This is a genomic window from Acinetobacter halotolerans, assembly GCF_004208515.1.
GTDB lineage: Bacteria > Pseudomonadota > Gammaproteobacteria > Pseudomonadales > Moraxellaceae > Acinetobacter > Acinetobacter halotolerans.
In genome coordinates this window covers 37,490-58,340 of sequence record NZ_SGIM01000005.1, presented here as the reverse complement: position 1 = coordinate 58,340, position 20,851 = coordinate 37,490, and the positions used below count along the sequence as shown (strand labels likewise).

The window sequence follows — 20,851 nt, the reverse complement described above, 5'->3', positions numbered from 1 at the left end:
AAGTCAATCTAAGTTTTCTTCACCACTGCTTGATTAAGTTGCACCTTAATCAAATGGTAGCGGGAGCTGGATTTGAACCAACGACCTTCGGGTTATGAGCCCGACGAGCTACCAGACTGCTCCATCCCGCATCAACAAATTACTGCGTACACCAAACTTACTGGTTATTAAGCTTGGTGCGGAAGGGGGGACTTGAACCCCCACGCCCGAAGGCACTACCACCTCAAGGTAGCGTGTCTACCAATTCCACCACCACCGCAGCTTTGTGGGACGAATTCTAGTACCTAAAACAGAAAAAGGAAAGCATTAATTCAGCTTATTCAGTCGTTTTTGGTGCATTTGGCGAAGTTTCAGCCGATGATGCTGGTACAGAGGTTGAAGTTTGAACAGTTTTCAAACTATACGAATCAGTGGTATGTTTTTTTGCGAGCACAGCTAAGGTCAGACTGGTCACAAAAAAGATTGCAGTAAAAACCGCGGTTAAACGCGTCAAGAAATTACCTGCGCCCGATGCGCCAAACACAGTTGCAGCTCCGCCGCCACCAAACGATGCGCCTGCTTCTGCACCTTTACCTTGTTGTACTAGAACCAAAGCAATAATTAAAATTGCTAAAATAATGTGTACAACGAGTATAAAACTATACATTTCTATTCCTCGTTATTTGCTTTGTGCAAATGCTTTTGCAATTTGGTAAAAAGATTGTGCATTGAGAGATGCACCACCGACTAAGGCACCGTTGATATCAGGACATGCAGCCAATTCAACTGCATTTTCAGCTTTAACACTACCACCATATAAAATCGCCATGTTTGCGCCATACGATGTGATTTGCGTTAATCCTTCACGAATTTTTGCATGCATCGCCTGTGCATCTTCTGGTGAAGCCGTCTTGCCTGTGCCTATCGCCCAAATTGGTTCATAAGCGATTACGATATTTTGCCATTGTTCAGCTTGGACCACAGCAGCAATATCACAGATTTGCTGTAATACAACTTGATCAGCCAAACCTTGCTCACGTTGATCAAGACTTTCACCGACACAGTAGATCACAGTTAAACCTGCATTTAATGCATGATGCAACTTCTCTTTTAAAATTTCGACATGGTCACCGAATAATTCACGGCGTTCAGAATGGCCAACCAGCGCAAACTCAATACCGCTGTCTTTCAGTAATTCTGCACTCACCTCTCCGGTATATGCTCCTGTGCCAGCAACCCTTGAAAGGTCTTGTGCTACGGTATAAACCGTTCTAGCCGCATCTTTTAACTGAGCTTGAATACTGGTTAAAGCGATTGTGGTCGGCGCCACACCGATATGACATTGTTCAGGAGCAATATTTTCATGCTCTAATAACTGTTTAAATTCTTGTATTAATTGGAAAGCATTCGCATGCATTGGATTCATTTTCCAATTACCAACAACCCAAGGGGTAATGGTCGAATTCGACATACTTCGCCTACCTAATGTTAATTTCTCAAAAATGCTGCATATTTTACACGTATTTTTATAAAATTGAGTTTTTTTCTATTGTTTAAATATAAATCAGATCGAAAATAACATGAGCCTAATAAAAAACACGCCCTACCGCAATGAGAATGAGAGCTCCTAAAATGAAATGTCAACAATCCCTTGTGAGATCAAATTCATCTCCTGCCTTTTAGCAGCAGAACGAATAAAAGAAAATTAATTTATAAAAAACTCGATTAGTTCAAAGTTTTATCAATGAACCAAGTCAAAAACGACACTTTCTCTAGTGGTATTTTTGCATAACAAAAGTATAATTTTTAGGATACATATTATAAACATTTATTGTCATAAGGCGGACAGATGTCAGGATTACATACGTCTCCAAAATTTTCGGGGTTTATTCGACGATTGGTCGAAGATGGTCATATGTCTGCATCAAGTATGCAAACAGCAATCGACACAGCAAAAAAAGCACAACAAGATATTGTTGCGCATCTGATTGAACATCATCGTCTTTCGCAACTTACCATTGCTGAAACCATTGCGGTCGAATTTGGTGAGCCTGTATTTGATTTAGCGGTTTTTGATACAGCTTTGTTGCCACGTGAACTGGCTGACAACAAGTTGATTCACAAACATCGGGTTGCCCCTTTGATTCAACGTGGGCAAATCTTATATGTTGCCACCAGCAATCCGACCAATATCGACGCATTGGATGCGATTCGTTTTAACACCAAACTAAATATCGAACCGATTATTGTTGAGCATAGCAAACTAGAAAAACTCATCGAACAACAATTTGGTGACACGGATAACTTTGATTTTGGTGAAAATGAAGATTTTGACCTTGATGTTGATATACCCACCGAATCAACTCAAGACGATGAAGTCCCTCAAGGTGAAGAAGCACCCATTGTAAAATACATCAATAAGTTACTCATTGATGCGATTCGTATGGGGGCATCCGACTTACACTTTGAACCTTATGAAAAAATGTATCGAGTTCGCTATCGTGTCGATGGCGTATTGCGTCAAATTGCAAATCCCCCCTTGCAACTCGCCACTCGGCTTGCTTCACGTTTAAAAGTCATGTCGCAAATGGACATTTCTGAAAAACGGATGCCGCAAGATGGTCGTATAAAACTAAAATTATCCAAGACCAAAGCAATTGACTTCCGTGTCAACTCTTTACCCACTTTGTTTGGGGAAAAGTTGGTCTTGCGTATTCTTGACCCATCCAGCGCTATGCTAGGCATTGAAGCCCTCGGTTATGAAGAAGAACAGAAAGCTTTATTCTTAGAAGCACTAGACAAACCCCAAGGCATGTTATTGATTACAGGTCCAACAGGTTCAGGTAAAACGGTTTCTTTATATACAGGGATTAATATCCTTAACACTGAAGATACCAATATTTCTACAGCCGAAGATCCAGTGGAAATCAACTTAGAAGGGATCAATCAGGTTAACGTCAACACCAAAACAGGCTTAACTTTCTCTGCTGCCCTCAAAGCCTTTCTCCGTCAAGATCCAGACATCATTATGGTCGGTGAGATTCGTGACCTTGAAACTGCTGAAATCGCAATTAAAGCAGCTCAAACGGGTCATATGGTGATGTCTACACTTCACACCAACAGTGCGCCTGAAACATTAACTCGTTTGCGTAATATGGGAGTACCCTCCTTCAATATCGCGACTTCTGTCAATCTGGTGATTGCACAGCGATTAGCGCGTCGCTTATGTTCGCAGTGTAAACAACCGATAGATATACCTAAGCAAAGTCTTTTAGAGTTAGGCTTCACTGAACAAGATTTAGCAAATCCTGAACTTCAGATATTTCAACCCGTTGGCTGTTCTGAATGTCGAGAAGGCTACAAAGGCCGTGTGGGTATATATGAAGTGATGAAAGTGACCCCTGAAATTTCTAAAATCATTATGGAAGATGGCAATGCTTTACAAATCGCAGCTGCATCTGCACAAGCTGGTTTTAACAATTTAAGGCGTTCAGGTTTACAAAAAGTCATGCAAGGGATCACTTCATTACAAGAAGTTAATCGAGTCACAAGTGAATAAAATTAATAAAAAGGATTAATAATCATGGCAGCTAAAAAAGCGCAAATGATGCCTACTTTTGCTTATGAAGGGGTAGATCGTAAAGGGGCAAAAATTAAAGGGGAATTACCTGCACGCAATATGGCTTTAGCAAAAGTCACTTTACGGAAACAGGGTGTCACCATTAAGAATATTCGTGAAAAACGTAAAAATATTCTCGATGGTTTAATGAAAAAGCGAGTCACAACACTGGATATCACCGTGTTTACACGCCAGTTGGCCACTATGATGAAAGCTGGTGTTCCACTGGTTCAAGGGTTTGAAATTGTTGCTGAAGGCTTAGAAAACCCTGCCATGCGTGAAGTCGTACTCGGCCTAAAGGGAGAGGTAGAAGGTGGTAATACCTTTGCTGGTGCGCTAAAAAAATACCCCCAGTATTTTGACAATTTATTTTGTTCTTTAGTTGAATCTGGCGAGCAGTCTGGTGCTTTAGAAACCATGCTCGATCGTGTCGCTATCTACAAAGAAAAAAGTGAATTACTGAAGCAAAAGATCAAAAAGGCCATGAAATACCCAGCCACAGTCATTGTGGTCGCGGTCATTGTGACGATTATTTTGATGGTCAAAGTTGTGCCTGTTTTCCAAGACCTATTTAGTTCATTTGGTGCTGACTTACCCGCCTTTACCAAAATGGTGGTAAATATGTCGGTATGGATGCAAGAATATTGGTTTATTCTGATTATTGTGATTGGTGCAATTATTGCGTGCTTTCTCGAAGCTAAAAAACGCAGTAAAAAGTTCCGAGATACCTTGGACAAAATGGCACTGAGATTACCTATTTTTGGTGACTTAGTTTATAAAGCCATTATCGCGCGGTATAGTCGTACGCTTGCGACAACATTTGCAGCAGGTGTACCACTGATTGATGCACTTGAATCAACCGCTGGTGCAACCAACAACGTGGTTTATGAGAATGCGGTGATGAAGATCCGCGAAGATGTCGCAACTGGACAACAATTACAGTTTGCCATGCGCGTATCGAATCGTTTTCCTTCAATGGCGATTCAAATGGTTGCGATCGGTGAAGAATCAGGTGCTCTAGACAGTATGCTCGATAAAGTTGCAACCCACTATGAAAATGAAGTCGATAACGCCGTTGATGGCTTAACTGCAATGATGGAACCCCTCATTATGGCAATTCTAGGTGTACTGGTCGGTGGACTTGTGATTGCAATGTACCTTCCAATCTTCCAAATGGGTTCTGTGGTCTAATGCAACAATTCTTATCTTATTTTAGCGAAAACCCAGCTGCGCTATACCTTGCAGTTGGGGTATTGAGTTTATGTATTGGTAGTTTCCTCAATGTGGTGATTTACCGCACACCTCGAATGATGGAACAGGAATGGCAACAAGAGTGTCAGATGTTACTACACCCTGAACAACCACTCATCGATCAAAGTAAATTAACGCTTAGTCAACCGCCCTCGACCTGCCCAAAATGTCAATCTACTATACGCTGGTATCAAAATATTCCTGTGATCAGTTGGCTCGTGCTACGTGGTAAATGTGGTGCTTGTCAAAACCCAATTAGTATCCGCTATCCATTGATTGAACTCCTCACCATGGCGTGTTCACTGGTGGTTGTGGCTGTGTTTGGTGCAACCATTCAAATGCTGTTTGCATTGATTTTCACATGGGTTTTAATCACACTGACCTTTATTGATTTTGATACGCAACTACTTCCTGACCGTTTTACCCTTCCTCTTGCAGCCTTAGGTTTGGCAATTAACAGTTTTGCGATTTATACCACAGCAAGCTCGGCGATTTGGGGCTATGTAATCGGCTTCCTCTGTCTATGGATTGTTTATTATCTTTTTAAGCTGATTACAGGCAAGGAAGGGATGGGTTATGGAGATTTCAAGTTACTCGCAGCCCTCGGCGCATGGATGGGACCGATGTTGCTGCCTTTAATTGTTTTACTCTCTTCAATTGTGGGTGCAATTGTGGGTATTATTCTGTTAAAAATGCGTGGTGAAAATCAACCCTTTGCATTCGGTCCTTATATCGCGATTGCAGGTTGGATTGCCTTTTTATGGGGTGATCAAATTATGAAAGTTTATCTTGGAGGTTAACATGCGATTTATCTTGGGAATTACAGGGGGCATTGGCAGTGGTAAATCTGCGGCGACCCAATGGTTTGAATCTCAAGGTATTCGCGTTGTGGATGCAGATATTGTGGCAAGAGAAGTCGTAGAGCGAGGTCAACCTGCATTAAAAAGCATTCAAGATACTTTTGGAGATTGGGTATTATTGGAAGATGGCAATTTAAATCGACGTGCACTGCGTGAACATATTTTCCAATCCCCAGAAGCCCGTCAAACTTTGGAAAAAATCACCCACCCAGCCATTCGCCAATCAATTATTCAACAACTACAAAACGCTCAAAGCCCCTATGTAATTTTGGTTTCTCCACTACTCTTTGAAACCAACCAGCATGAATTGGTTCATCATACGTTATTAATTGATACCGATGAGCATATCCAATTACAACGCGCCAGCCAACGTGATGGACAAAATGCAGCAGAGATTAGAAAAATTATCGAGACACAAATGCCTAGAGCTCAAAAACAACAACTTGCCAATGACATTGTTCTCAATGATGGTTTATTAGAACATCTGCATAAGCAACTCAAGCCTTTGCACTTAAGCTATTTACAACATGCTGAGCAGTTTTTTTAATCTTTTTTTTGCTGAGTAAGTTGTTTAGTTAAACTGTCTTGGCGGAACCACCGCCATGGCTGTAACGCCCCGATTGCCATTCCCACCAAACCACAAGCAACAGCAACACTTAATGGCTCATTTAACAATGGAACGGCAAGGACAGCAGCGATAAATGGCGCTAAAGTGACAATGCTTCCTGTTTTAAATGCTCCTAGCCGCTCAATTGCAGCGATATAGGTCAAAGTAGCAACAATCACCACCAGCACGCCATGAAACAACCCTTGTACCAGTAAATGTACAGCTTCGACTTCTTGGAAATGCTTTGGAATAAATAAAAGATAAATCGGCAGATAAATCAATGCTGACCAGATTGCCACACTCGCCATGGCATGCCATGCGGACAGTTTCCACTGTTTCAACAACACAGTGAATAGCCCCCACCAAACAGCACTAAAAAAGAACAACAGATCGCCTAAGCCAAATGAGGAGGCCTGCTCATGCAACATCAAATAGCTCATCACTGCTAAAGCACTCAACATGATGATTAGGCTCAACCATGTATGCTTATCAAAGATCTGCTTAAAAAATATATAAGCAGCGACGGCAGTACATAATGGAATAAAACCATTTAAAAAAATCGCGGCATGTGCTGCGGGGGCATGCAGAAAGGCAGTATAGACAGTAAAACAATATGCTAGCCCGCCTGTTAATGCCAATATCACTGCGCGAGGATGCCACAAAAAACCAAAATCTTTCTTATAAATTAGAATCGGCATGAGAATCGAAAACGCAATCGCAAAACGCATTGCGACCAAATCCCACGCACTGATATGCCAATGTGCATTTAAGCGCGAAAAAATGGTAAAGCCGCCCCAAATACACATGGTAATGAGGACATATAAATAGCCTTGGGTTCGAGCAGTCATGCTAAATCACTTAGATCAACATACCGTAGTCAGATGATTATACATTGCGCTGACGGCACGCTTCATACAGTGCCATTCCCGTCGCTACACTCACATTCAAGCTTTGTAAATCACCTGACATTGGAATATAAACCGTGTGATCACACTGAGACTGTGTAATTGGTCGCAAGCCTGTATCTTCCGCACCCATCACGATCACAACAGATCCACTAAAATCACATTGCTGAAGAGGCAAGGCTTTCTCATCTAACATCGTGCCAATAACACGCGTATGAGTTGTGTCTTTTAAATGTGCCAAAGTCCGTGCCAAATTAGTCACTTGAATAAATTTAACCTTTTCAGCGCCTCCTGCTGCAACTTTGCGAGCTGTCGGTGTAAGCCCTGCGGAACGGTCACGAGGCACAATCACAGCTTGAACCCCCATTGCAGCAGCGGTACGAATACAAGCACCAAGATTATGCGGATCCGTCACTTGATCAAGTGCCAACAACAATGCATTTGGAGTCTGCTGCATCAGTTGATCTAAATCTTGTTCATTTAAGGTCGGATGTGGACGTACAGCCGCGACCACCCCCTGATGAAAAGGCAGACCCGCCAATTTTTCTAAACTGTCTCGACTGGCCTTTTGCACACTAATTCCAAAAGGTTCTGCAAGCTGTAAAATCTTTTGTAGTCGTTGATCATCACGACCTTTTAAAGTAAATAAAGTCAAAACTCGCTCAGGCTCTAACTCTAACAATGACTCCACCGAGTGAACACCATAATAATATTCAGATTTTGCCATGAACGAACGACCTCTTTAAAAATGCCCTTTTCAAAAAGGGGATTTAGGTTGTAAAAGTTTCACTTTCAAGCGAGAACTTTTGGGAGACTTATAAAAAATAAAAATCCTGCAAAGTGACTTTACAGGTGAGGAGCGAATAGCTCCGCAAGGGAATTTAATAAAAAAATCCTGTAAATGACTTTACAGGATTCTCTTTAGATATAGTGTACTCGATTTAAACAGTAATAGGTTAGCCTTCAAGGTGGCAAACATAATCGAGGACTTCATCCGCTTCGATATGAAAAACACTATTGCCAGGCACATAAAAAGACTGCCCTGCACGGAATAACTCACTTTCAGTACTATCTGCAATTTTTACTCGGCATTCACCAGAAATAATTTCCATACGCTCTGGTACATGCGTCTCAAATGCTAAAGGCTGTTCAGTAGGCAAAAGTACACCTAAAGTTTTTTTCGTACCATCTTCAAATTGTACCGTATGGCTAATACATGCCCCACCAAAATACACATTTGACTTTTTAATGACCGTAACATGATCAAACTGCACTGAACTCATGCCTACTCTCCAAATAATGCAGCATTTATATTAGGTTATGATGGACGTAGTTTAATTGTGCCTGCGTCACTAATCAATCCATTTTTTTCATGCTTTTTGCAGCAAATCGCGAAGCTCCAAAGTGCTTTATCACTGAGAGAACTGCTATATCCTAGGCAAATAAGCAAAATGCTGTATTCAACTCTTGTGACAACTATAAAACTTCTCTATCTTTAAGCAAAAGATTTTGTGCATTGGATGCGTTTATGCTCACCCATTTAACTTTAATTAATTTTGCACTCGCCGACCACCTCGCTTTAGATATTGAACAAGGTTTTAATGTACTTACTGGTGAAACTGGTGCAGGTAAATCGTTATTGTTAGATGCATTATCTGCCTGTTTAGGAGAGCGCACAGACACCCATTATGTCCGCTATGGTGCTGATAAAGCAGATGTGACTGCCGTATTTAGTTATCAGCCTGAAAGTGCTGAAGCACATTGGCTGACCGAACATGAACTGGATGATGATACGGGTGAAATCCATTTACGACGTGTGGTTTTTGCCACAGGTCGAAGTAAAGCGTGGATCAATGGACGACCAAGCAGTTTAACTGAGCTAAAAGAAATTGGCCGCTTGTTGGTACAACTCTATAGTCAACATAGCCAACAGCAGTTACTTGAACCTCCTTATCCCAAACATTGGTTAGATCGCTATAGTAACTTTGCGGATCCAGCCAACGCAGTGCGAGAAGCGTATGCAACTTGGCAAAAAAACATTCAACAACATCAAGCCGCACTAGATGCGCAAGCAACGCGCATTCAAAGAATACAAACGCTTGAATCCCAACTTGAAGAACTCGAAGAAGTCATTCAAACAGACTATCGTGAAACCGAACAAGAATTCGATCGTCTGAGCCACCATGAACATATTATGCAAGACTGTGGTTTTAGCTTAAATGTGCTAGACGAAGCCGAACAAAATATTACCCAAGAAGTTGCCTCTATCATCCGTCGTTTGGAATCTCACTCAGGACGTAGTGAACAACTCTCCAGTATTTATAATTCATTATTAAATGCGCAAAGTGAAATAGATGATGCAACCGCTAATCTACGTCAATTCATTGATCGCCAAAGTTTTGATCCTGAGCGTATGGAACAGCTCAACGCAACTTTAGAAATTTTCCATCGTCTTGCACGTAAATACCGTACTCAACCAGAACAACTCAAACAAGAGTACGAAACTTGGCAACAAGAACTTGAACAGCTTCATCATCTTGAAGATCCAGAAACCTTAGCTGAACAGGTCGAGATGTCCTACCAAACGTTTATGCAAAAAGCACAACATTTGGATGAGATTCGTCGTGCTGCCGCGATTCCATTGGCGAAGCAACTTACTGAGCAGGTCAAACCGCTTGCCTTACCTGAAGCCTATTTTGAGTTTAAGTTTGAGCCTTTAACGCCAGCAAATGCTGAGGGTTTAAGCGCTATTCAACTGTTATTTACCGCTAACAAAGGCATTCCACCGCAACCCTTGGCACGCGTGGCGTCAGGCGGCGAACTTTCGCGTATTGCACTGGTCATGCAAGTTATGAATGCTGAAAAAACCGAAGCTGAAGTGCTGGTTTTTGATGAAATTGATGTCGGTATCAGTGGCGGAACAGCTGAAGTGGTTGGACGCCTTCTCGCTGATTTGGCACAACATGTACAGTTACTGTGTATTACCCACCAAGCGCAAGTGGCAGCACAATCCGACCAACATCTATTGGTGAAGAAGCAGCAAACTGATCCTGCTAGCAGTACTATCATTGATTTAGATGAACAGCAACGGATTTTGGAACTTGCCCGCATGTCTGGGGGGGTCGAAATTAGCGAAACAACTTTACAGCATGCTAAACAATTACGTCAGTTGAAGTTTCAACCGACCTAAGCTTTGCGAGAAAATATCAGAAAATGATTGGCGAAATCCGATCAACTCTTGTATGTTGATAAAAAGAACCTATATAGATAGATTAGCAGAATATTTTGATGGAGAACCACCTAGGTGACGAAACAATATTTAACACATCGTTGTCTAATTGCTCCACCAGACATGGCAGATGACTTTTTTGCAAACACAGTCATTTATGTAGCTCGCCATGATGAAGACGGCGCTCAAGGCATTGTTATCAACCGCCCTTCTGACCTACAAATCAAAGAATTACTCAATGATTTAGAGATTGATGCGGACAATGTACAACCCCATGCAGTTTTGCAAGGTGGACCATTACGTCCCGAGGCTGGCTTTGTTTTACATACCGGCCAACCTACTTGGCATTCGTCTATCGCGGTGGGTGAAAATGTGTGTATCACCACCAGCAAAGATATCTTAGATGCAATTGCACACAATGAAGGTGTTGGTCGCTATCAAATCGCATTGGGTTATGCAAGTTGGAGCAAAAATCAACTTGAGGAAGAAATGGCTCGAGGTGATTGGCTGATTTGTGATTCAGATATGGATTTGATTTTTAATTTACCCTATGACGATCGTTGGGATGCAGCCTACAAAAAAATTGGGGTAGATCGTACATGGTTTGCTTCAGAGATTGGTCATGCCTGATAACAAAAGTCCGCAATCAATCATGGCTTTTGATTTTGGCACCCAGAAAATGGGAATTGCGATTGGTCAGTCGAGTATCGAAAGCACCAATCCCCTCCCTCTATTCATCATGAAAGATGGCATTCCTGACTGGAATCAGTTATTGAAACTGGTCAAAGAATGGCAACCCAATCTATTTTTAGTGGGTTTGCCACTGAACATGGATGATAGTGAGTCAGAACTTTCTGCACGTGCCCGCAAATTTGCACGACGTTTACGCCATCAAACCAACATTGAAACATGGATGGTCGATGAACGATTAACCACTCGAGAAGCACGAGAAGAACTTGAATTTTATCAAGAACGTGGTCGCGCCAAGCGCTTATCCGCAGATAGTTTTGCGGCTGCGTTGCTGATTCAAAGTTGGTATCGTGATCCGGCTGGAATTACACCTTAAACTATTTCTCAATAATTCGAACCGTGGCCGTGCGTCCAGACACAAAAGCTAACGGATTCTGTGGTTGCTCATCTAACACGATCTTGACAGGTACACGTTGTGCTAAACGCACCCAACTAAAGGTTGGGTTCACGTTAGCAAGTAAATTCGAACTACCTGAGCGCTCACGATCTTCAATTCCCGTTGCTACCCCTTGAACATGCCCTTTAATCTGCTGACGATCACCCATGAGTTGAACTGTTGCCTGATCACCAACATGAATGCGATTGAGTTTAGTCTCCTCAAAATAACCCACCACATAAAGCTGATGGCGATCGATTAATGCGGCGACGGCTTGCCCCACATTGACATAACTCCCAACACGCAAATCAAAATTTGATAAAGTTCCCTCAGCAGGCGCAACCACTTCTGAACGATGTAAATTTAATTGAGCTAAATGTAAACTACTTTGAGCAACCTCAATCAATGCTTGTTGTTGTTGAATCGCGGCATTGGACTGTTCAATAGTGGCAACAAGTTGCTCGCGTTCTGCCACAGCTTGATCACGGCTTGCAAACACTTGATCCTGCTCCTGCTTTGAGATCGCACCATCCATGAGACTGGCATAACGAGCCGCATTCTTTTCAGTCAGTTTCATATTGGCTTCTGTTTTGATCAAACTGGCTTTCGCACCAACCATATTTGCATGAGCTTGTGCTAATCCCGCCTTCGCTTTGGCTAAATCAGATTTTGCTTGCTCAACATCTAAGGCTTGACGTGCGACATCAATTTTGAAAAGCACCTGCCCCTTTTTTACAGTTTGGTTATCCTGTACCAGAACCTCTGTGACCAGACCATTGACATCTGATGCAACCTGAATCACATCTCCTCGTACGCGACCATCTCTCGTCCAAGGCGCTGCATTATAGTAATTCCACAAATGCACAACTGCGTAAACCGCGACCACAATCGCAACCAGTAATACCACAGGACGTATGACTTTTCGCACCTCAAATGCATTCATGTTAATCACCTTTAGCACTAATTTTTAAATCAATAAATTTCAAACTGAGCACTTAATTAAAAAGCTCTTAGACCCACAACCAGACAAATAGCCCATGTACCAGTAACAACACGGCCAAGTAAAAACACAGATTAAAAATACTCGGCAGTGCGATCCACCCCTTGATGACCAATCTGTCAATCCACGGGCTAAGCAGCTTAAACAAGAGATAAGCGATGATGGCTTGCACTAAAAGAATCGGGATATAAATGCCGTAAAGATTAATTTCACCCATGTGATACACCTGCTGCTGACATTGCCAAATCCATCTGATCTGTTTGAACATGACCAATGCTTTCACAAATATTATTCAGCGAAATCAACAGTCTTTGCTGTAATTGAGTATTTTCAATCTGCTGAGCAATACGATGAAGGACATTCACTTGTTGCACAATTGAGTTTGAAAAATGATGCAGTGAAGGTTGTTTCTCTTGGGCTTGGAAATATTGCGTTAATTGCTGCTGTAATACTGCGACTTCAGTTTGTAGTGAGGCGAGCTGCGGCAGCTTTTGACTAATTTCTTGTAGACGAACCAAATCAACAATCGAACTACTCTCAATCAATGCATTCTGAATCGCTGTTTTAATCTCAGGATTTTGCACCAACTTGGTATTCAGAATACCCACGCGATCCAACATACTGCGTAAATGGATTTTAAAATCACTACCATAAGACATGCTTAAGGCCTGACGCATGGCTTGATAATGCAAAGCCAAAATACGCGTGGCACTGGTATCTGGTGAAACGGCACGAACCAAATCAATCACAATTAACGACACCAAAACACCCAAGATCATGGCAAAGGAACTATCCAGATAAGAAACCGCATCCATCGTATATTGGTTATGCAGATTCAAACCCATCATGGTATTGATCCCAAGAACCATACCAATCGGCATCAGCATTTGATTGGCCATCATGGTCACAGCCACAAGGAACATCGGAAACAGGACCAATGCCAATTGCCAAAAATGTGTGGCATGCGGAAAAATACCAAAGGCGTATAAAAAGACCAAACCCGCCGAGACAATACTGCCCCAAATAAAAATCCGTAGAACAGGGACAGGATTATCCAAAGCAGTCAAAATACACGCCGTCACTGCGCCCATTTGCGCCATCATAAATCCAGCTTTCCACCCTGACAGAATCCATGCGCCAGTCACGATAAAGGTGATCAGCACAGCACTGATGCCACCACGAACGGCAATCCCATGATCACGATGTAAACTTGGATATTTCGTCGTAATCGCGGTAATTTCGACAGGGATCTCTTTATTCCCTTGCTGGATTTGCTGCCAAAGGAGCTTTACCGCCAAAATATTGGTAATAAAATGACGAACGTCCATTTTTAATGCAGCCAACACCACTTGCTGTTCAGCACTTGCCATCGCCATCAGTTCAACAAAATCTTGCTCAAAGTTAATTGGTAAAGTCTGTAAATCACTCGGTTTTAACAGCTGATCCTGTTTTAAAAATGCTAAGCTATGCTGAAGAATGAGATCTAAGTGCGGTGCAAGATTGCTCATCTGCATTTTTTCAAGCTGTTTCACCCGCTGGGACAGTGCCACCAAATTCGCAACCACTAATGAAACCTGATGCAACATTTCCTGCAAAGGTTTGGTCATACCCTTCAATTCGCCTTTTTCATAGGCCAAATGAACTGCCAAAGCATGAATATCCGAAGCATCACGTGTGATCACAGATAGAATTTGCGTATCATCGCCTGAACTTGTTTGAACACTCATTAGATTCCTAAAGGTACTTTCTAGATCACTCAAGGTTTTATTGACACGCTGCTTAATCATGGCACCAACATGAACAGGCAAAATCGTGGCCGAAACCACTGCGGATGCAATCACACCGATTGAAATTTCTAATACCCGCGCCAATGCAATATCAAACATATTGTAGGTATCAATATAGGTAATGGCGTTATACACGATCATTGCGGTTGAATAGCCCGCCAACATAAATACATAACTGCGCGGCGTACGATCCAGTAATGAAACATATAAAGCGAAACCTACCCACAAGGATAAAATAACGGTGAACAACCACGGGGTATTGATAAAATGAGGGGTTAACAATAAGGCAACCATTGCCCCAACGACGGTCCCAACTAAACGATAAACACATTTAGATGACACCATCCCCGAATATGGATTGGCAATAATCAAAACCGTACCAATCGACCACATTGGATTAATTAAATCGAGTTCAAAGGAAATAAACAGGGCCAGCATGCCTGCCACAAAGGTTTTGCAGGCAAAAATAATGTCCAGTCGGCTCGGTCTAAAAGCCAACAACTGTTTAAATAGCATGAACGTGTCTCAATTCTGAGTCAGTCTTCTCACTCATATTGTTTCAGCCACATAAATCAATGTGACGACGAACTCACCTAACTTGGGTAAATATCCAAATCAGTGTGATATGAGTAAAGCTGATGGTGGGGAATGATGCACAATGCTTGGAGGTTTTTAGGTGATTTATTCTAAAAACAATTATCCAAATAAGACATTGTGTTGTTTATTTTTTCAAAATATAGGTAATTAGTCAATATAAATTATCACTATTTGATAATTTTAACTATAATAAAAATAATCTCGATAGATCTGGTTTTGCTTCTCACAGTGATACTGGGACGAGTAACCCTTCACGATCAGATTTAAAAGCCCATACACGAACCTAGGCTTTTCTGTTATAAAACAATAAAAGTTTGATTTTCACGTTATTTTTAAGGAGTAGGCGCCAAACATGGCAATTTCGAGTTTTGGTAAGATTCTGACCGTATTGGATTTATTCTCAGTTTCACGCCCAATTATCAATGTCGATATCATTTGTGATGAGCTTGGTCTATCCAAACCTACCGCCTATCGCTACCTTAAAGAGCTGGTTGCAACCGATATGTTGAAACGTATTAGTGGCACCTCAGGTGATTACACTTTAGGGTCTAAAATCGCGGTTTTAGACTACATTTCGCATAGTACCGACCCCTTAGTGCAAATTAGTATTCCATTTATGCGGGATATTGTAGAGAAGACCGAACTCTGCTGTTTACTCACCTATTTAAATCATGATTATTGCATTGATTTACATCATGAAACCTATAAAGAATCAGAGTTATTATCCTTTGGTCGTGGTTGTCCACGCCCTGTTTATATTGGTGCATCACCTAAAATTGTCATTGCTCATTTAACTAAGCAACGGATACAAGCTTACTACCAACAGTTCTCCCAAGAACTTGCTCAAGTTGGATTTGCACAAAACTTAGATGAATTTGTTCAACAGATGCGAAAGATTAAGAAACAAGGCTTTTATTTATCGCAAGGTGAGATTGATCCACTGATTTGTGGTCTTTCAGTACCGATTCGCTTTTCAAACAAAGAAGCGCCTATCGCCCTCACTTTAGTGGCATCAAAAAAGCGTTTTGATTTTCTCAATATTGAAAAACTGATTGAAATCTTGCAAAACAATGCTGCTCATATCGAACTCAAATTTGCATTGCTTGCAGACAATCAATGACGTTAAATTCGAGAATATAAAAAACATTTACATTTCTAAGCGTTGTAAAAATCAATAAATTCTCATATTATGATTATGTTCTTCAGCATCCTCTCCTCAAGAGAGCATGTTTCCTCAGAGAACTAAGCTCATCCATGTTATGGGCTTTTTTCTTGTCTTGATTTCCACATGACCAATAAAAAGCCCTCCATCAGGAAGGCTTAGAAATTTTGAAGCGGATCAATAAAAACCTATTCTAAGGCTGTTTCAAATATGGCCACGCTGCTTTGAGATAAATAAACATAGACCATAATGTCAATATAACCGCTGCATAAAGCAAGGCATAGGCCCACATTTCAAGTGGTTTCCAGTTCAACAAAAACACACTAATCGCGATCATTTGAAAAGCAGTCTTATACTTCCCTACAGTCGAAACCGCAACATTGGTCCTTGCACCGAGTTCAGCCATCCACTCACGTAAAGCAGACACCGTTATTTCACGAGAAATAATTACGATGGCAGCAAATGCCATAGATATCGTAGGTTGCCATTGCACCAATACAATCAGTGCTGCAGCAACCATCAACTTATCTGCAACTGGATCAAGAAAGCGCCCAAAAGCTGAACTCTGATCTAAAGTTCTCGCCAAATAACCATCAAACCAATCCGTCAGCGCAGCAACGACAAATATTGCTGTCAGCACGATATGGCGTAGCATTCCCCCGTGGTGTTCAGCTCCAATGGCGGGTGGCCAATAAGCGATTACCAAAAATACCGGTATTAGAGCAATACGCGCCAAAGTTAAGATATTGGGAATGTTCAGGATTTGCCCTGTACTCATAAACACCGCCATGTTGTTCGCGTCAAATTTGCATATTGCACAAAGGATGTACCGAGAATGTATCCATCTGTAAGCAACTTTATACGAAATATAGTTGAATGTCGATTAGGCAAAAACGGCAACCGTCTGTCTTAACACGGCAATGAGCTGATTTTGTTGATCCCAAACATAAGCATATTCCGTTGAATACCCTTGATGGGCAAACTCAGTGATGACCTTATATTTAAACCAATCCTGAACCTGATGTGCAATTGGACTTAAATACGTAATCTGCCATGTCAAAGAACTCGCAGGTGCTGGGGTCTTAAACATCGGCAATACGCCTGGCGGCCAAACATCCATTAAAGCAAACAAATCTGCAAGCTGCATGTCACGATTTGGATGTAAAGCAGGTGAAAAACGACTCCAACCTCCAAAATCCGGGACCTTACTCCCCGCCATTGGGTAGCTTCCCTCTGCCCAACAAAGTTCAAACTGTTGTAAGCATTCTGGCATCAAACCTTCGAGATAGAAGGTTTTTTCCAATTGTTCAGCCATCGGATAATCAGGAACTGGAGGCAAATTACTCACGTGGATCCGAGACTCACGCTGTGAACCAAAACTTGCAACTAAAATACTTTGTACTGCATCATCTTGCCATAACCGTACTTCTAAGCTAGTGACTGATTTTCCTTGTCTTAAAATCTCAGCACTCAGCTTTGCTCGCCCTTGTTGTACTGGGCCAACGAAAGTGACATTACAACTTAAGAGTTGTTTTGCTGCATCATTCACCACACTCAGTGCTTTTTGAATCATTAAGCCTGCAACTAAACCACCAAATACTGTGCGACCTTGTAGCCATCCCGATGGAATATCAATCCATTCTTGTTGTTCGATCTGTTGATAAATCGGGAGTAGTGACATATTGATTTCCTTGATCGCTCTGAATAAATGTTATCTTTCAACTTTTCAGCCTAAATGTGAATGATCGATCTGGCTAGAATTTCAGAACAATTATGTCAATTCAGTATGCTGACACCATAACACGATCAATCGATCACTCAGTTCAACACGCTGTCTCTTAACAATCGTTCTGAAAAATCTACTCATGTAAGATTTTATAAATGGTACGTGCCATCACCTCACCTAAACCTTGTACTAACATAAGCTCTTTTTCAGATGCCCGCAGTACACCTTGTATCCCACCAAAATGCGTCAGTAAATCACGACGGCGTTTAGGACCTAGCCCTGGGATCGCTTCCAACACTGAACTACTGCGCCGTTTATCACGCTTCGCTCGATGCTTGGTAATCGCAAAACGATGGGCTTCATCACGGACTTGTTGAATCAAATGCAGGGCCTTATGGTCCTCTGCCAACTGCAGTTTAGTGCCATCAGTAAAATGAAGCGTTTCCAAGCCTGCTTTACGCCCCTCACCTTTAGATACACCGATCATAAAAGCATCTAGTGCTAACTCTTGCATCACCTCCATTGCCATATGCAATTGACCTTTACCACCATCAATGAGGAGTAAATCAGGCAATATATTTTTCTTATAGCGACGGATTAACGCTTGGCGCATAGCCGCATAGTCATCACCACCCGTAATATCTTGAATCGCAAATTGACGATAATCCCGCTTTCTCGCACCGCCTTGATCAAAGACCACACAGGATGCAATCGGGGCTTCCCCCATCGTATGACTAATATCAAAACATTCAATTCTGTCGATTGGACGTCCTACCACTTGTTCAAGTTGATGAAAACGTTCATTCAATTCTAGATGATTACTGAGTTTACCTTTAATCGCATGTTGCACATTCATTTGTGCTAACTCTTGCCATTCAGCTCGAGTTTCACGTACTTTATGCTTGATGTGGACTTTCTTGTTAAAGGTTTGCTGTAATGCTTCTTCAAGTTGGAGGCGATCAGGCACCTCAATATTCACAATCAACTCAGTTGGCACTTCATCAGCCACCTGAAAATAAAAGTTCGCAATAAAATCACTGAGCATTTGTCCGAGATCATCTCCCAACATATCTGGAAAATAGCTTTTCCCTCCGAGCATTCTTCCGTTACGAACGTACATGATCTGCACACAAGTTACGCCCGCTTGGTAGGCAATCGCTAAAATGTCGGCTTCACCTTTAACTTTAAAAACTGCCTGTTGTGCCTGAACCTCACGCAATAAGCCTAAACGATCCCGATAGAACACCGCCTTTTCAAACTCGAGTGCTTCAGCCGCTTGCTCCATTTTTCCGATCAACTCTTGATTCAGCTCTTTTGTATCCCCTTGTAGAAAACGAATCGAGTTATCAACATCTTCTTTATAAGCTTCAGGGCTAATCAAACCCACGCAAGGCGCAGTACAACGTTTGATTTGATACTGCAAACACGGACGTTTTCTTTGGGCAAAATAGCTGTTTTCACACTGCCGTACATTAAATAGCTTTTGCAAGGTGAGCAAAGTATCTCGCGCACTATAGGCACTCGGATAAGGTCCAAAAAACTTACCAATTTGATGTTTGCCTTTGCCACGTCCACTGGCAATACGCGGATAGGGTTTATCTGCGGAGACAAAGATATAAACATAAGATTTATCATCCCGCAGCATAATGTTATACGGCGGGCGGTGTAGTTTTATGAGATTTTGTTCGAGTAATAAAGCTTCTGTTTCCGAACGAACAATCAGCGTTTCAATGTCATAAATACGCGCAACAAGGGCTTGTGTTTTAGGGTGCTCAATGGTTTTAACAAAATAGCTGGATACACGATTTTTTAAATTTTTTGCCTTACCCACATACAATAACTCACCCTCTTTGCCGAGCATTTTGTAAACACCAGGCAATTGGGTCATATGTGTCAGGATGGTTTCAATGTGTTCACGTGCGTTAGAGTTCACAATAGATTTTCATGAGCAGAATTACTTTGATGATGTAGTCTACGCACACGAATTTCAAGCCTAACTCGGTGAAATCCATGTGCTGCTCAGTAATGATTAGAATACTCGACCCAAAATTCGATCAACCTGCTTAAATGCCGATTCATTAAAAAAGTCACACGCCAATACATTGTTCGGCTGCGCAGTATTTACCTCTCTTTCATTGTGAAAAAAGCCCCAATGCTCCTTCGCTTGATAACGAATTCGCGTATCCGCTAACTTAAACTCAGTACTCGGTTGGAAAGCCGTCCATGCGGCATTTTGCCAAATTCCTTGATTTAGAATATTACTGTTTGTACTGACATGGGAAAGGCTTTGTGTTGGGTATAACTCAATATAATTTTGGGTACTGAGTTGAACTTGTTTTTGCCAACAGATTGCGCCTGAAGGGAACTTATCTTGAGTGGAAAATATCAGTGCCTGTAAAATATCTAAAGTTGCATCACTAATGAAAGATGAAGCCGTCGCTTGTTTTATAAAATAAGAAATATAATCGGACACATTCAATCCAGACAAATCAATTTTTTGTAATTGATAAGTGAGTTTAAAAGATGCTTTTTGACCAAAATTATAAGGTTCGTATTCTAAAACCGAATCATTAAAAATTGCTTTTGTTCCGATCAGATATGCACCTGCTGTAGTTTGTGGCGGAAGTATGGTCGATATCTCATCTTTAGTTAAAAAGTTACGTAACGCTTCTGTCCGTAATTTTGGCGTTTCCGAGTATGTTAAAGAAAGATTTTTATCCTTATCGACTTGATATACTTTTTTTGTTAATGCATTTGAAGCATTAGATGCCTCAATATCATAGCTATAAAAACCTTTATTGTTAGAATCTACGCCACCGTAAATATCATCATTTTCTTCTGTGCAAGCGACCAAACTTAATACACTCATACATATCAATAATTGTTTTTTCATTATGTATTCTCATCATTCAAAAGCGCATTGATTATCTACTTTTATACCATTTGATACAACTAGACACTGATTCTGATGATGCTCCGATGGCGATAAAAAAAGCCCTGAAA

Annotated in this window: 20 protein-coding genes and 2 tRNA genes; 8 read left to right on the top strand and 14 right to left on the bottom strand. The window is 41.4% G+C overall.

Annotated elements, in window-relative coordinates; translation table 11 throughout:
• Positions 1–54 precede the first annotated feature (54 nt).
• From EXE30_RS07565 to tpiA, 4 genes are all read right to left on the bottom strand, one after another.
• Positions 55–131, bottom strand: a tRNA-Met gene (locus EXE30_RS07565).
• Between the two features lie 43 nt (positions 132–174).
• A tRNA-Leu gene (locus EXE30_RS07560) sits at positions 175–259 on the bottom strand.
• Positions 260–316: 57 nt separating this feature from the next.
• The gene (secG, locus tag EXE30_RS07555) at positions 317–646 is read right to left on the bottom strand and encodes a preprotein translocase subunit SecG (RefSeq protein WP_130161880.1); all 330 of its coding nucleotides are present in this window, start codon (positions 644–646) and stop codon (positions 317–319) included.
• Between the two features lie 12 nt (positions 647–658).
• A complete protein-coding gene (tpiA, locus tag EXE30_RS07550) occupies positions 659–1,450 on the bottom strand; it encodes a triose-phosphate isomerase (RefSeq protein WP_130161879.1) in 792 nt (263 codons plus the stop codon).
• 378 nt (positions 1,451–1,828) lie between these two features.
• Here tpiA and pilB point away from each other — a divergent pair, with 378 nt between their 5' ends.
• From pilB to coaE, 4 genes are read left to right on the top strand one after another with little or no spacing between them, the layout of a single operon-like run.
• Complete coding sequence (gene pilB / locus EXE30_RS07545) at positions 1,829–3,538, top strand: type IV-A pilus assembly ATPase PilB (protein WP_130161878.1); 1,710 nt, start codon at positions 1,829–1,831, stop codon at positions 3,536–3,538.
• A gap of 24 nt (positions 3,539–3,562) precedes the next feature.
• On the top strand, positions 3,563–4,789 hold the full coding sequence (locus EXE30_RS07540) for a type II secretion system F family protein (protein WP_130161877.1): 1,227 nt from the start codon (positions 3,563–3,565) through the stop codon (positions 4,787–4,789).
• Positions 4,789–5,649 (top strand): prepilin peptidase, encoded by an 861-nt coding sequence (locus EXE30_RS07535; protein ID WP_130161876.1) that lies wholly within the window; start codon positions 4,789–4,791, stop codon positions 5,647–5,649. Before EXE30_RS07540 ends, EXE30_RS07535 begins: the two co-directional genes overlap by 1 nt.
• Position 5,650: 1 nt before the next feature.
• On the top strand, positions 5,651–6,256 hold the full coding sequence (gene coaE, locus EXE30_RS07530) for a dephospho-CoA kinase (RefSeq protein WP_130161875.1): 606 nt from the start codon (positions 5,651–5,653) through the stop codon (positions 6,254–6,256).
• Here the strand turns inward: coaE and EXE30_RS07525 are convergent.
• The 3 genes from EXE30_RS07525 to ppnP form a co-directional block, all read right to left on the bottom strand.
• Complete coding sequence (locus EXE30_RS07525; protein ID WP_130161874.1) at positions 6,253–7,164, bottom strand: DMT family transporter; 912 nt, start codon at positions 7,162–7,164, stop codon at positions 6,253–6,255. The two genes, coaE and EXE30_RS07525, sit on opposite strands and share 4 nt — an antisense overlap.
• A 37-nt stretch (positions 7,165–7,201) precedes the next feature.
• Positions 7,202–7,948 (bottom strand): 23S rRNA (guanosine(2251)-2'-O)-methyltransferase RlmB, encoded by a 747-nt coding sequence (rlmB, locus tag EXE30_RS07520; protein WP_130161873.1) that lies wholly within the window; start codon positions 7,946–7,948, stop codon positions 7,202–7,204.
• A gap of 229 nt (positions 7,949–8,177) precedes the next feature.
• Positions 8,178–8,504, bottom strand: a complete 327-nt coding sequence (gene ppnP, locus EXE30_RS07515) for a pyrimidine/purine nucleoside phosphorylase (protein ID WP_004668356.1) — start codon at positions 8,502–8,504, stop codon at positions 8,178–8,180.
• Positions 8,505–8,749: 245 nt separating this feature from the next.
• On the opposite strand from ppnP, the gene recN reads away from it, so the two are divergent.
• The 3 genes from recN to ruvX all read left to right on the top strand — a co-directional run bounded on the left by recN (position 8,750) and on the right by ruvX (position 11,516).
• Complete coding sequence (gene recN / locus EXE30_RS07510) at positions 8,750–10,411, top strand: DNA repair protein RecN (protein ID WP_130161872.1); 1,662 nt, start codon at positions 8,750–8,752, stop codon at positions 10,409–10,411.
• Positions 10,412–10,525: 114 nt separating this feature from the next.
• Positions 10,526–11,080, top strand: coding sequence for a YqgE/AlgH family protein (locus EXE30_RS07505; protein WP_004668352.1), 555 nt, complete (start codon positions 10,526–10,528; stop codon positions 11,078–11,080).
• Positions 11,073–11,516 (top strand): Holliday junction resolvase RuvX, encoded by a 444-nt coding sequence (ruvX, locus tag EXE30_RS07500; RefSeq protein ID WP_130161871.1) that lies wholly within the window; start codon positions 11,073–11,075, stop codon positions 11,514–11,516. The genes EXE30_RS07505 and ruvX overlap by 8 nt, the downstream gene beginning before the upstream one ends.
• A gap of 1 nt (position 11,517) precedes the next feature.
• Here the strand turns inward: ruvX and EXE30_RS07495 are convergent, their stop codons facing one another.
• The 3 genes from EXE30_RS07495 to EXE30_RS07485 form a co-directional block, all read right to left on the bottom strand.
• Positions 11,518–12,519 carry an HlyD family secretion protein gene (locus tag EXE30_RS07495; RefSeq protein WP_130161870.1) on the bottom strand — a complete coding sequence of 334 codons (1,002 nt, stop codon included), beginning with the start codon at positions 12,517–12,519 and terminating at the stop codon, positions 11,518–11,520.
• A gap of 67 nt (positions 12,520–12,586) precedes the next feature.
• Positions 12,587–12,793 (bottom strand): DUF1656 domain-containing protein, encoded by a 207-nt coding sequence (locus EXE30_RS07490; protein WP_130161869.1) that lies wholly within the window; start codon positions 12,791–12,793, stop codon positions 12,587–12,589.
• A complete protein-coding gene (locus EXE30_RS07485) occupies positions 12,786–14,879 on the bottom strand; it encodes an FUSC family protein (RefSeq protein WP_130161868.1) in 2,094 nt (697 codons plus the stop codon). The genes EXE30_RS07490 and EXE30_RS07485 overlap by 8 nt, the downstream gene beginning before the upstream one ends.
• Positions 14,880–15,312: 433 nt before the next feature.
• Between EXE30_RS07485 and EXE30_RS07480 the strand changes: the two genes are divergently transcribed.
• Positions 15,313–16,080, top strand: a complete 768-nt coding sequence (locus EXE30_RS07480) for an IclR family transcriptional regulator (RefSeq protein ID WP_130161867.1) — start codon at positions 15,313–15,315, stop codon at positions 16,078–16,080.
• A 235-nt stretch (positions 16,081–16,315) separates the two neighbouring features.
• Here the strand turns inward: EXE30_RS07480 and pgsA are convergent, their stop codons facing one another.
• The 4 genes from pgsA to EXE30_RS07460 all read right to left on the bottom strand — a co-directional run bounded on the left by pgsA (position 16,316) and on the right by EXE30_RS07460 (position 20,741).
• Positions 16,316–16,900, bottom strand: a complete 585-nt coding sequence (pgsA, locus tag EXE30_RS07475; protein ID WP_121929842.1) for a CDP-diacylglycerol--glycerol-3-phosphate 3-phosphatidyltransferase — start codon at positions 16,898–16,900, stop codon at positions 16,316–16,318.
• A gap of 105 nt (positions 16,901–17,005) precedes the next feature.
• Positions 17,006–17,803, bottom strand: a complete 798-nt coding sequence (locus EXE30_RS07470) for a thioesterase family protein (protein WP_130161866.1) — start codon at positions 17,801–17,803, stop codon at positions 17,006–17,008.
• A 178-nt stretch (positions 17,804–17,981) separates the two neighbouring features.
• Complete coding sequence (gene uvrC / locus EXE30_RS07465; RefSeq protein WP_130161865.1) at positions 17,982–19,781, bottom strand: excinuclease ABC subunit UvrC; 1,800 nt, start codon at positions 19,779–19,781, stop codon at positions 17,982–17,984.
• A gap of 96 nt (positions 19,782–19,877) precedes the next feature.
• Positions 19,878–20,741, bottom strand: coding sequence for a hypothetical protein (locus EXE30_RS07460; RefSeq protein ID WP_130161864.1), 864 nt, complete (start codon positions 20,739–20,741; stop codon positions 19,878–19,880).
• Positions 20,742–20,851: the final 110 nt, after the last annotated feature.